The following is a 13,011-nucleotide window of genomic DNA, read 5'->3' on the forward strand; positions in this document are numbered from 1 at the left end:
TGTTGTTAGTTACTGTGCAACGATGCAGCCCCGGTGTGCATAGCCACAGATAAGCCGGGGCGTGTTCAGGTGTTGTGCTCTGTGTACAATGCGCCAGTACCTTTACTGTGACTTTGTGGCGATAGCCGCTATTGATTTGCCCATCAGCGATGACAGTCACGGCCCAGCGCCGGATTCAGTTCTCACGAGTGCCCATGAACGAACAGTTACAGCCCCTTAAAAAGCAGCCACGTACCGCCAGGGTTGGCCGTAGCGGAACGCAGGACGACATCGTCTACGCTCATATTTTCGATGCGATCCTGGAGCAGCGTCTGGCGCCTGGCACCAAGCTGAGCGAAGAGGCACTGGGCGAGATTTTCGGGGTCAGCCGCACCATCATTCGGCGTGCGCTGTCACGGTTGGCGCACGAAGGCGTGGTGTTATTACGACCGAACCGCGGTGCGGTGGTGGCCAGCCCGAGCGTTGACGAAGCACGTCAGGTGTTCTTCGCAAGACGCATGGTCGAGAAGGCCATCACCGAGCTTGCGGTCGAGCATGCAACGCCTGAGCAACTGGCTGAACTGCGCAAAATGGTCAGCGATGAGCGCGACAGTTTTTCCAAAGGGGACCGTGGGGCGGGCATTCGTCTGTCTGGGGAATTCCACCTGAAGCTCGCTGAAGCAGCAAAAAATACACCCCTGATCAGCTTCCAGCGCAGCTTGGTGTCACAGACTTCATTGATCATCGCCCAGTATGAAAGCGGCAACCGCTCGCACTGTTCCTACGATGAACACACCCAGTTGATCGACGCCATCGAAGCCCGCGACGCGACCCTGGCGGTGGACCTGATGATGCATCACATGGACCACATCGACAGCAAGCTCAACCTCGACGAAGACAGCGCCTCCGACGACCTGCACGCAGTGTTCTCGCACCTGTTACTGACGAAGAAAAAGCCTGGGCGTAGCACGACGGCTTAAAGCTTGTAAGTCTTGGATGGGCGATGTTTCAGGCTTTGATTCTGGCCGTGGGAGCGTGGCTTGTCCCGCGACCTGGCGCGCAGCGGCCGTAAACCCGCTGCATGCGGTCTGCCCTGTCACACCGCGTGCGCAGGTTTTACGACGGGTTTCCCGCCGGTCGCGGGACAAGCCGCGCTCCTTCAAGCCACGGCCCCCGGCCAGAAGCTGATAAGCGTCGCCCTCGCAGATGGCGTATCAAAAGATACGCCGAGCTGGATGCCTCAGCGCTTATGCACCAAAACCCCCGCCGAATAGGTTTCGCTGACAGTTCGGTCGTCGCCCAGCGTCATCAGCACGAACAACCGCTCCTCGATGCTCGTCGCCTGCTTCATCCGGTACGACAGCAGCGGCGTGGCGTTGTAATCCAGGACCACGAAGTCCGCCTCATTGCCCGCCTGCAAGTTGCCAATCCTGTCGTCCAGCCTTAGCGCCCGTGCGCCGCCCAGTGTCGCCAGGTACAGCGACTTGAAAGGGCTCAGTTTCGCGCCTTGCAACTGCATCACCTTGTAGGCTTCGTTCAGGGTCTGCAGGATCGAGAAGCTGGTGCCGGCGCCCACGTCTGTGCCCAACCCGACATTCACCTTGTGCTGCTCCATCATCGGCAGGTTGAACAGCCCGCTGCCCAGGAAGAGGTTGGAGGTCGGGCAGAAGGCGATGGCTGATCCGGTTTCGGCCAGGCGCGCACACTCGTCATCGCACAGATGCACGCCGTGGGCGAACACCGAGCGCTCGCCCAGCAGCTTGAAGTGGTCGTACACGTCCAGATAGTTTTTGCGCTCTGGGAACAGTGCTTTCACCCACTCGACCTCCTTGAGGTTTTCACTGATGTGGGTCTGCATGTACAGGTCTGGGTATTCGGTCAGCAGTCGACCGGCCAGCGCTAATTGTTCCGGCGTGCTGGTCGGGGCAAAGCGTGGGGTGACGGCGTAGTGCAGACGACCCTTGCCGTGCCAGCGCTCAATGAGCTCCTTGCTGTCGGCGTAGCTCGATTCGGCGGTATCCACCAGATAATCCGGCGCATTGCGGTCCATCATCACCTTGCCGGCGATCATCCGCAGGTTGAGTTTCTCGGCGGCACTGAAAAACGCCTCTACCGATTCCCTGTGCCGACTGCCGAACACCAGCGCCGTAGTGGTGCCGTTGCGCAGCAGTTCTTTGAGAAAAATGTCAGCCACTTGCGCCGAGTGCGCAGGGTCTTCGAACTGTTTCTCGCAGGGGAAAACATACGTGTCGAGCCAGTCGAGGAGTTGCTCGCCGTAGGAGCCGACCATCCCGGTCTGCGGCAAATGGATGTGGGTATCGATGAAACCGGCGCTGATCAGTGCGTCGGTATAGGTAATCACGTCCACATCGCTGCCGAGTGTACCCAGCAAATCGGTCGCATGACCGACGGCGGAAATCTTGCCGTTTTCGACGATCAGCAGGCCATCTGCGAAATACTCGTACGAGGCCTCAATCGCCACGTCAGCAGGATCGGCAACGCTGTGGACGATGGCGGCGCGGTAGGCTTTTTTGTTGGCAGATGTGGAAGTCATCGGTTTCTCATCGAGCAAAACACTCATAAACCTGTAGGCGCGAATTCATTCGAGAGAGGCCGGTACAAGCGATGCTTTTCATCGCCTGAAATATTGCCTCGCGAATAAATTCGTTCCTACAGGGAGCCTTGGCTGCGGCGCGACACCGGCAGCAGTTTGGCAACAGGTTCGGCGGTCGAGCGTTGCTCGCCGAAATGGGCATTGTAAGTGGCGATCACCTCGGCGGCGATGGACACGGCGATCTCCATCGGCAACTTGCCTTTCACTTCGGACAAGCCCATTGGGCAGCGCATGCGTTGCACGACTGCCGGGTCGAAGCCGCGCTCACGCAGGCGATGCTCGAACTTCGCGCGTTTGGTTTTCGAGCCGATCAGGCCGAAGTAGGTGAAATCGCCGCGTTTGAGAATGCTGGCGGTTAGCTCCAGGTCCAACTGATGGTTGTGGGTCATGACGATGCAGTAACTGCCGGTTGGCAGGTGCTCGACCTCCTCCAGCACGTCATCGTTGACGATCTTCGTCACGCCTTCGGGCAGGTGCTCGGGGAACTCCTGCTCGCGCGAATCGATCCAGCGCACGCGACAGGGCAGGCTGGCGAGCAACGGCACCAGTGCGCGACCGACGTGACCGGCGCCGAACACTGCGATGTGCGCCTGAGGCTGCCCCATGGGCTCGAACAGCAGCACATTCACCCCGCCGCAGCACTGACCAAGACTGGCGCCCAGACTGAAACGCTCCAGGCGGGTTTGTTGATTACCGCTGGCGAGTATCTGGCGAGCGATCTCCATGGCCTTGTATTCCAGATGGCCACCGCCAATGGTGTCGAAAATCCGCTCGGCGCTGACTACCATTTTCGAGCCGGCATTGCGCGGGGTCGAGCCGTGCTCCTCGATGATGGTCACCAACACGCAGGCTTCACCCAGGGGTTGCAACTCGGCAAGGGCACTGATCCAGTTGTTCATGTGACTCTCCTGATAGGCAGACGATCAGCGGCCGATTGTTGGTGCGGGGCTTGCCCGCGAAGGCGATGTTTCTGCCTCAGCAAGCGTGTTGGATGTATCGGCTTCTTCGCCGGTAAGTCGCAATCGCCGCCAGCTCGCTCCAACGAGGGCTTGTTTATCGCCTGTCAGATTCAACTGGCGCATCTGCTCACAGCCCCATAACACGCGCTCCGGCGTGGCAGGCGCATCGATTTTCGGCTGATGCCGGTAATCGCCCAAACTCGCCACTGCATCCTTGATCGCGCACCACGCGGCAATCCCCAGCATGAACGGCGGCTCGCCCACGGCCTTGGAGTGGAACACCGTGTCTTCCGGGTTTTTGCGGTTTTCCACCAGCTTCACCCGCAAGTCCAGCGGTATGTCCGCCACGGCCGGAATCTTGTAGCCAGCGGGTCCGTTGGTCAGCAGTCTGCCTTTGTCGTTCCACACCAATTCTTCGGTGGTCAGCCAGCCCATGCCTTGAATGTATCCACCCTCGACCTGACCGATATCGATGGCTGGATTCAGCGAGGCGCCGACGTCATGCAGGATGTCGGTACGCAGCATTTTGTATTCGCCGGTCAGGGTGTCGATGATCACTTCGCTGCACGCCACGCCGAAGGCGAAGTAGTAGAACGGCCGACCCCGGGCCTGGCTGCGGTCGTAGTAAATCTTCGGGGTTTTGTAATACCCGGTGCTCGACAGCGACACTTGCCCCATCCACGCCTGCTGCGCCAGCGTTTCGAACGAAATCACCTGCGTGCCCAGCCGCACATGGCCGTTGCGGAACTGGACCTCGGACTCCTGCACCTTGTAGTGATGCGCCGCAAACTCCACCAACCGCGCCTTGATGATTTCGGCTGCATTCTGCGCTGCTTTGCCATTCAAATCCGCGCCGCTGGACGCTGCGGTCGGCGAGGTATTGGGCACCTTGTCAGTGTTTGTCGCGGTGATCTGCACACGGTCGATATCGACCTGGAACACCTCGGCCACCACCTGCGCGACCTTGACGTTCAAGCCCTGGCCCATCTCGGTGCCGCCATGGTTCAGATGAATACTGCCGTCGGTGTAAACGTGGATCAGCGCACCGGCCTGATTGAGGAAGCTGGCGGTGAAGGAAATGCCGAACTTCACCGGCGTCAACGCCAGGCCCTTCTTGAGGACCGGGCTGTGGGCGTTGTAGGCGCGAATCGCTTTACGCCGCTCTATGTATTGGCAGCTTTCTTCCAGCTCTGCGGTCATCTCGTCGAGCATGTTGTGCTCGACGGTCTGGTAGTAATGCGTGACGTTGCGCTCGGTCTTGCCGTAGTAGTTGGCCTTGCGTACCTCAAGCGGGTCTTTGCCTAGATAGCGGGCGATGGCGTCCATCACTTCCTCGATGGCGACCATGCCTTGTGGGCCACCAAAGCCACGGTAAGCGGTGTTCGATGCCGTGTTGGTCTTGCAGCGATGACCATTGATCGTCGCATCACCCAGGTAATACGCGTTGTCGGCGTGAAACATGGCACGGTCGACGATGGATGCCGACAAATCCGGCGAATAGCCGCAGTTACCGGCCAGCTCCAGATTGATCCCGTGCAAGCGGCCGTCCTGATCAAACCCTACGTCGTACTCGACGTAAAACGGGTGGCGTTTGCCAGTCATCAGCATGTCTTCAACACGTGGCAGACGCATCTTGGTTGGCTGCCCGGTGAGCCGTGCGATCACGGCACATAAACATGCCGGGCTCGCGGCTTGAGTTTCCTTGCCGCCAAAACCACCACCCATACGGCGCATATCAACCACGATTTTGTTCATCGATACGCCGAGTACTTCAGCCACCAGCTTCTGCACTTCGGTCGGGTTCTGGGTCGAGCAGTAGACGATCATGCCACCGTCTTCGGTGGGCATTACCGAGGAAATTTGCGTTTCCAGATAGAAGTGTTCCTGACCGCCAATGTGCAGCGTGCCCTGAATGCGGTTTGGTGCGCTGTTCAATGCGGCGACGCAATCTCCGCGTTGATGGGTATGGCTGTCGAGCACGAAATGCTTGTTGCGCAGCGCCTGCACCACGTCCAGCACCGGCTCCAGATCCTCGTATTCGATGATCGCGGCCATGGCAGCTTTGCGCGCGGTGTCCAGGTCGCACGCAGCGACAGCGATGACGGGTTGCCCGACGAACTCCACCTTGTCGATGGCCAGCAGTGGATCGCCCGGAAGAAGAGGGCCGATGTCTTTCAGGCCCGGGATGTCTTCGTGGGTGATAACGATGCGCACGCCGTCGAAGTCATAGCACGGTGCAGTGTCGACACTGATGATGCGCGCGTGGGCGCGGTCGGACAGGCGCGCATATACGTGTAGCTGGTTGGGGAATTCCAGACGGTCATCGATGTACACCGCTTCGCCCGAGACGTGTTTATCGGCGCTGTCGTGCTTGACGCTGCGACCGACGCCAGTGGTCAAGTCTTGCTGAAACAGCGCGGCCATTTCTTCCTGGGATTTTTGAGGCGCGTGATTAGACATAAGCCGTCACCCGCGTCTCGATGTGTGGCGTTTGCAGCTCGATGAAGTATTTGCGCAGCAGGTTTTGCGCGCTGAGCAGGCGGTACTCCTTGCTGGCTCGAAAGTCCGACAGCGGGCTGAAATCCTGCGCCAGCGCAGCGCAGGCGCGCTCGACGGTGGCCCAGGTCCAGGGCGATCCGATCAGCGCTTGCTCGCACGCGGCGGCGCGTTTCGGAATCGCGGCCATGCCGCCGAACGCTGCGCGTGCGTCGACCACGCTGCCGTTTTCCACCTGCACGCGAAAGGCTGCGCACACCGCCGAAATGTCGTCGTCCAGCCGTTTCGAGACTTTATAGGCACGAAACACCTGGTTGGCGTTGGCCTTGGGCACAATGATCTTTTCGATGAATTCGCTTTCCTGACGTGCGGTGACGCGGTAATCGATGAAGAAATCCTCCAGCGCCATTTCTCGGGTTTTGCTGCCTTTGCGCAAGACGATTGTTGCGCCCAGGGCGATCAATAGCGGCGGCGAATCACCAATCGGCGAGGCATTGCCGATGTTGCCACCGAGGGTGCCTTGATTGCGTATCTGCAACGAGGCAAAACGCTGCAGCAACTCGCCGAAATCCGGGTATTGAGCCTTTAGCGCGCTGTAGCAATCGGTCAGTGCGGTGGCCGCGCCGATCTCGATACGCTCGTCGAAGTGTTCGATTTTCTTCAGTTCGGCGACGTTGCCCAGGTAAATCATCACCGGCAGCGCGCGGTGAAGTTGCGTTACCTCCAAAGCCAGATCGGTGCCGCCCGCCAGCAGGCGCGCGTGCGGATAGGCGTCGTACACCTCAGCCAGATCGGCAATCGTCAACGGCACCAGGCAACGTTTATCGCCACTGTTGAGCTCGGCGGTTTGTGTCGGCGTGATGGCTTTCAGGCGGGCGATAGTCTGTGCTTCGCGTTCATCGAACTGATCGGGTTGGCGCTGGCTGCAAGCCTGTTCGGCGGCAGCCAGGATCGGGCGATAACCGGTGCAGCGGCAGAGGTTGCCCGCTAATGCTTCGTGGGCCTGATGCTGCACTTGATGAGGAGTAGCCGCGTGGGTGCTGTTTTTCTGCAAGGCGAACAACGACATGACAAAACCTGGGGTACAGAACCCGCATTGCGAGCCATGGCAATCGACCATGGCTTTTTGCACGCTGTGCAATTGGCCTTGATGCTTGAGGTCTTCGACGCTGATCAGTTGTTTGCCGTGTAGCGAGGCGACGAAGGTCAGGCAGGCGTTGAGGCTGCGATAGCTCAGCCGTTCATGGCCGTCGGCAGCGTTTGTCAGTTCGCCAACCACCACGGTGCAGGCGCCACAGTCGCCGCTGGCACAGCCTTCCTTGGTCCCGGATTTGTGCAAGTGCTCACGCAGGTAATTGAGCACCGTCATGTTCGGGTCCAGCGCATGCTCGGTTTTCAGCTCTTGGTTCAGTAAAAACTGGATCACGGCATGCCTCGCTTTTCTTGTCATCGACATTTGCAATCGAACATGTCGATGAATCTATCAGCTAGGACTATTGGGTCAATAAAATTCTGACCTTTAAGTCAGGAAAATAGGGTTTTCATCAAGTTGCCGATTAACGGTGAGCGCGGCATGGAATAAATCTGCAACCAGGCGCTCAAACTTTTGCTTATTTCGTGCCAGTTTCCACACACGGGGCCCTGCGCCGCGGGGTTGCAGTGCGATACACTTCGCCGCTTGTGTGCAGTTATAGATTTGAAGGAAATACATGACATTCAAGGCACCGGACAGCCTCGCGGAGCAAATCGCTCATCATCTTGCAGAGCGCATCATTCGCGGCGAGCTCAAGCCTGCCGAGCGAATTCAGGAGCATAAGGTGACGGCGGCACTCAACGTCAGCCGTGGATCGGTGCGTGAAGCGCTACTGATTCTGGAGCGTCGCCACTTGATCGTGATCATGCCGCGTCGTGGCGCTCAGGTATCAGTGCTGACCGCGCACAATGTCGAAAGCCTCTGCACATTGATGAGCGAGCTGTACATCCTGCTGGCGATTGCTGTAAGCGAGCGCTGGAAGGAAGAGATTGAACTGGCGCCATTCATGCAGATACAACAGCGTCTGATCGCCAGTTGCGAGCGCCAGGATGTGAAAACCTTCGTCGAGGACAGTTTCAATGTCATGCGTGCGGCCTATCCGTTCGCCAACAACCCGTACCTGGAAGAAACCATTGAGAACTTGCAGCCGTCTATGAGTCGCTTCTATTTTCTTGCCCTGGAACAGCGCAAGGCGCAAATGAGCGAGTACCTGACGCTGTTCGGGCAACTGCTCGAAGCCGTGATTGCTCGCGACGCGGTACAGATTCGCGTCGTGCTCGTCTGCTATTCCCAACGCAGTTGTCAGTCGGTCCTCGCTGCCCTGGCGGCCAGCTAACCCATGCGCCTTAAATGCATCAAGCTGGCAGGGTTCAAATCCTTCGTCGACCCGACGACGGTGAACTTTCCCAGCAACATGGCGGCCGTGGTCGGCCCCAATGGATGCGGCAAGTCCAACATCATCGACGCGGTGCGCTGGGTCATGGGCGAAAGCTCGGCCAAGAACCTGCGCGGCGAGTCGATGACCGACGTCATCTTCAATGGCTCCACCAGCCGCAAACCGGTGAGCCAGGCCAGTATCGAACTGGTGTTCGATAACTCGGACGGCACGCTGGTCGGCGAGTACGCCAGTTACGCGGAAATCTCCATTCGCCGCAAAGTGACTCGCGACAGCCAGAACAGCTATTACCTGAACGGCACCAAATGCCGTCGTCGTGACATTACCGATATCTTCCTTGGCACAGGTCTGGGCCCGCGCAGCTACTCGATCATCGAGCAAGGCATGATCTCCAAGCTGATCGAAGCCAAGCCTGAGGATCTGCGTAATTTCATCGAAGAAGCGGCCGGCATTTCCAAGTACAAAGAGCGCCGTCGCGAGACCGAAAACCGCATTCGTCGCACCCATGAAAACCTTGCGCGACTGACCGATTTGCGCGATGAGTTGGAACGGCAACTGGAGCGCTTGCATCGTCAGGCCCAGGCCGCCGAGAAATACCAGGAATACAAAGCCGAAGAGCGTCAGCTCAAGGCGCAATTGTCGGCCTTGCGCTGGCAGACGTTGAACGAACAGGCCAGCCAGCGCGAAGGCGTGATTGGCAACCAGGAAGTCGGGTTTGAAGCGCTGGTCGCCGATCAGCGCAGCGCCGATGCCGCGATTGAACGTCTGCGTGACGGTCATCATGAGCTGTCCGAGCGCTTCAATCTGGTGCAGGGGCGCTTCTATTCGGTGGGCGGCGACATCGCCCGGGTCGAGCAGAGCATTCAACACGGCCAGCAGCGTTTGCGTCAGTTACAGGATGATCTGCGTGAAGCGGAACGCGCACGCCTGGAAACCGAATCCCATTTGGGCCACGACCGCACGCTGCTGGCGACCCTGGGTGAAGAGCTTGAAATGCTCGAACCGGAACAGGAAATGACCCTGGCCGCCGCCGAGGAATCCGCCGCCGCGTTGGAAGCTGCGCAAACCTCGATGCACGATTGGCAAGAGCAGTGGGACACCTTCAACCAGCGCTCCGCCGAACCGCAACGTCAGGCCCAAGTGCAACAGTCGCGCATCCAGCAGTTGGAAACCAGTCTGGAGCGGCTGGCCGAGCGTCAACGGCGTCTGGGCGAAGAGCGCGAGTTGCTCGCCGCCGACCCGGAAGACGCAGCGATACTGGCGCTCAGTGAAGACCTCGCCGCCCGCGAGATGACCTTTGAAGAGCTGACTGCCGATGAAGAACACCTGATCGAGCGTCTGGAGCAACTGCGACTTGAGCTGCAACAGGCTACCCAGGCACAGCAACAGGCTCAGGGCGATCTGCAGCGGTTGAATGGCCGATTGGCTTCACTCGAAGCCCTGCAACAGGCGGCGCTGGACCCTGGCACCGGCACCGCCGAGTGGCTGCGCGATCAGCACCTCAGCGAGCGCCCACGTTTGGCCGAAGGGCTGCGGGTTGAATCGGGCTGGGAGCTGGCGGTGGAAACCGTGCTGGGCGCTGACTTGCATGCCGTGTTGGTCGACGACTTCGACAGTCTTGATCTGGGCGCTTTTGAACAGGGCGATTTGCGTCTGGTCAGGCCCTGCGCGGACCTCACGCGCATTGCCGGTAGCCTGCTGGACAAGGTCGAAACCACGGTCGATCTCACCAGTTGGCTGGGCCAGGTCAAGCCAGTTGAAACCCTCGATGACGCGCTGTCCCTGCGCAACCAATTGCCGGTCGGACATAGCCTGATCAGCCGCGATGGCTACTGGGTCGGCCGAGATTTCTTGCGGGTGCGTCGCGCCAGCGAAGCGGAAAGTGGCGTGCTGGCCCGTGGTCAGGAGTTGCAGCGCCTGGAATTGGAGCGTGAAGAACGCGAAGCGGCCCTGGCGACCCTCGAAGAGCAACTGCTCACCCTGCGCGAGCAACAGCACATTCAAGAAGACGCTCGCGAACACCTGCGTCGCCAACTGCAGGACGAAGCCCGCCAGCAAAGCGAACTCAAGGCCAAACTCTCGGCGGCCAAGGCCAAGGTCGAGCAACTGACTTTGCGGCGCACGCGGTTGGACGAAGAACTCGTCGAACTCGGCGAGCAACGCGCTCTGGAGCAAGAGAGCCTCGGCGAGTCTCGCCTGCAATTGCAGGACGCCCTGGACGCGATGGCCATCGACACCGAGCAACGAGAATTGCTGCTGGCCGAGCGCGACAGCCTGCGCGAGCGGCTTGACCGTGTGCGTCAGGACGCTCGCCAGCATAAGGACCATGCCAACCAACTGGCGGTACGCCTGGGTTCGTTGAAAGCACAGCATGATTCCACACGTCAGGCGCTGGAACGCTTGCAGATGCAGTCCGAGCGCTTGACCGAAAAGCGCGAGCAACTGGATTTGAATCTGGAGGAGGGCGCCGCGCCATTGGAAGAGCTGCGCCTGAAACTCGAAGAGCTGCTCGAAAAGCGCATGGTTGTCGACGAGGAGATGCGCACCGCGAAAATCGCCCTTGAAGACGCCGACCGCGAACTGCGTGACGCCGAGAAACGCCGCACTCAAGCCGAGCAGCAGGCGCAATTGCTGCGTGGTCAGTTGGAGCAGCAACGTATGGAATGGCAATCACTGACCGTGCGGCGCAAAACCCTGGAGGATCAGTTACTCCAAGACGGCTACGATTTGCAGGGCGTGGTGGCGACATTGACCGCTGAGGCCAACGAGAAAGACGCCGAGGAAGAACTCGAACGCATCGCCGCGCGGATTCAGCGCCTGGGCGCAATCAACCTTGCGGCCATCGACGAGTATCAGCAGCAATCCGAGCGCAAACGTTATCTCGACGCGCAAAACGCCGATTTGGTGGAAGCGTTGGACACGCTGGAAAACGTGATTCGCAAGATCGACAAAGAAACGCGCAACCGCTTCAAAGAGACCTTTGATCAGATAAACAGCGGAATTCAGGCACTTTTTCCAAAAGTTTTCGGTGGTGGCAGCGCTTATTTGGAACTGACGGGCGAAGATTTACTCGATACAGGGGTGACAATCATGGCGCGTCCGCCCGGCAAGAAAAACAGCACGATTCATTTGCTGTCCGGTGGCGAGAAAGCCTTGACTGCATTGGCCCTGGTTTTTGCGATTTTCAAGCTCAATCCTGCGCCGTTTTGCATGCTCGACGAAGTCGATGCACCATTGGACGACGCGAACGTAGGACGCTATGCCCGACTAGTGAAGGAAATGTCGCAAACCGTGCAGTTCATCTACATCACCCACAACAAGATCGCCATGGAAATGGCGGATCAATTGATGGGCGTCACCATGCACGAGCCAGGGTGCTCACGGCTGGTTGCGGTGGACGTAGAGGAGGCGATGGCGCTGGTGGACGCGTAGTCGAGCAAAAGATTAACAGGAGAAAAGTGGCGATTTGGCGGCTCAGTACAGGGATACGCCTTGCATCGGTGCAGATTGCGCGACGTGCCAGATGTAACAGACGGTGTAAAGTTGCCTTTGGTCGTGCTAGCTTAACGTCCACTTTTCTTTTTTTGCGTGGAAAACGCCAGTCAGAACATAGAGTTGGCGCCACGTTCTAAAGGGGTTTAACGCCCTTAATTTTCAGAATTTTTCATTAGAGGCACGGGATTACATGGAAATCGGTCTGCGCGAGTGGCTGATCGTCATCGGCATCATTGTCATTGCCGGTATTCTTTTTGATGGCTGGCGCCGGATGCGCGGCGGCAAGGGTAAATTGAAATTCAGGCTCGACCGCAGCTTTTCGAATCTGCCTGACGACGAAGAACCGTCATCTGCCGAGGTGTTGGGCCCGGCGCGCGTGCTCGACACTCAGAAAGAGCCACAACTCGACGAGCACGATTTGCCGACGATGAGCGCCGCCCGCGACCGCCCCGAACGCGAGTCCAAACGTGGCAAGCGCAAAGACGAACCGCAGCAGGGCGATTTGAATCTGGAAATGGACGGCCCGAGCCTGTTTTCTGGCCGTGACGACGATTTCCCGGATGACAAACCGACGCAGCGCATCACTGAAGATAAAGATCTGCCTCCCGTTGAAGAAGTGTTGGTGATCAGCGTTATTTCCCGTGATGAAAGCGGCTTTAAAGGGCCTGCTTTGCTACAGAATATTCTGGAAAGCGGCCTGCGCTTTGGCGAGATGGATATTTTCCATCGTCACGAAAGCATGGCGGGCAACGGAGAGGTGCTGTTCTCGATGGCCAATGCGGTCAAGCCGGGCGTGTTCGATCTGGACGATATCGACCATTTCAGTACCCGTGCCGTGAGCTTCTTCCTGGGTCTGCCGGGGCCGCGCCATCCGAAACAGGCGTTCGATGTGATGGTCGCTGCCGCGCGCAAGCTGGCCCATGAGCTGAACGGCGAATTGAAAGATGACCAGCGCAGTGTCATGACTGCGCAGACCATCGAGCACTACCGCCAACGCATCGTCGAGTTCGAACGCCGCGCGTTGACTCAGCGTCGTTGA

Annotated in this window: 8 protein-coding genes; 4 read left to right on the forward strand and 4 right to left on the reverse strand. The window is 58.8% G+C overall.

The window, feature by feature from the left end; all coding sequences use genetic code 11:
• The first annotated feature begins 194 nt into the window (after nt 1–194).
• Nucleotides 195–959 (forward strand): GntR family transcriptional regulator, encoded by a 765-nt coding sequence (locus tag VGC62_RS11660; protein WP_331187237.1) that lies wholly within the window; start codon nt 195–197, stop codon nt 957–959.
• 260 nt (nt 960–1,219) lie between these two features.
• Here the strand turns inward: VGC62_RS11660 and guaD are convergent, their stop codons facing one another.
• The 4 genes from guaD to xdhA form a co-directional block, all read right to left on the reverse strand.
• On the reverse strand, nt 1,220–2,533 hold the full coding sequence (gene guaD, locus VGC62_RS11665) for a guanine deaminase (protein ID WP_331187238.1): 1,314 nt from the start codon (nt 2,531–2,533) through the stop codon (nt 1,220–1,222).
• Nucleotides 2,534–2,649: 116 nt separating this feature from the next.
• Nucleotides 2,650–3,492: a xanthine dehydrogenase accessory protein XdhC gene (gene xdhC / locus VGC62_RS11670; protein ID WP_331187239.1), complete on the reverse strand. Its 843-nt coding sequence runs from the start codon at nt 3,490–3,492 to the stop codon at nt 2,650–2,652.
• 24 nt (nt 3,493–3,516) lie between these two features.
• Complete coding sequence (gene xdhB / locus VGC62_RS11675) at nt 3,517–6,012, reverse strand: xanthine dehydrogenase molybdopterin binding subunit (protein WP_331187240.1); 2,496 nt, start codon at nt 6,010–6,012, stop codon at nt 3,517–3,519.
• The gene (gene xdhA, locus VGC62_RS11680; protein WP_331187241.1) at nt 6,005–7,474 is read right to left on the reverse strand and encodes a xanthine dehydrogenase small subunit; all 1,470 of its coding nucleotides are present in this window, start codon (nt 7,472–7,474) and stop codon (nt 6,005–6,007) included. The genes xdhB and xdhA overlap by 8 nt, the downstream gene beginning before the upstream one ends.
• 283 nt (nt 7,475–7,757) lie before the next feature.
• Between xdhA and VGC62_RS11685 the strand changes: the two genes are divergently transcribed.
• From VGC62_RS11685 to zipA, 3 genes are all read left to right on the forward strand, one after another.
• Nucleotides 7,758–8,417, forward strand: a complete 660-nt coding sequence (locus VGC62_RS11685) for a GntR family transcriptional regulator (protein WP_331187242.1) — start codon at nt 7,758–7,760, stop codon at nt 8,415–8,417.
• 3 nt (nt 8,418–8,420) lie between these two features.
• Complete coding sequence (gene smc, locus VGC62_RS11690) at nt 8,421–11,909, forward strand: chromosome segregation protein SMC (RefSeq protein ID WP_331187243.1); 3,489 nt, start codon at nt 8,421–8,423, stop codon at nt 11,907–11,909.
• Between the two features lie 253 nt (nt 11,910–12,162).
• Entirely contained in the window at nt 12,163–13,011 is an 849-nt protein-coding gene (zipA, locus tag VGC62_RS11695; RefSeq protein ID WP_331187244.1) for a cell division protein ZipA, read from the forward strand.

This window comes from Pseudomonas sp. (assembly GCF_036404235.1).
Taxonomy (GTDB): domain Bacteria; phylum Pseudomonadota; class Gammaproteobacteria; order Pseudomonadales; family Pseudomonadaceae; genus Aquipseudomonas.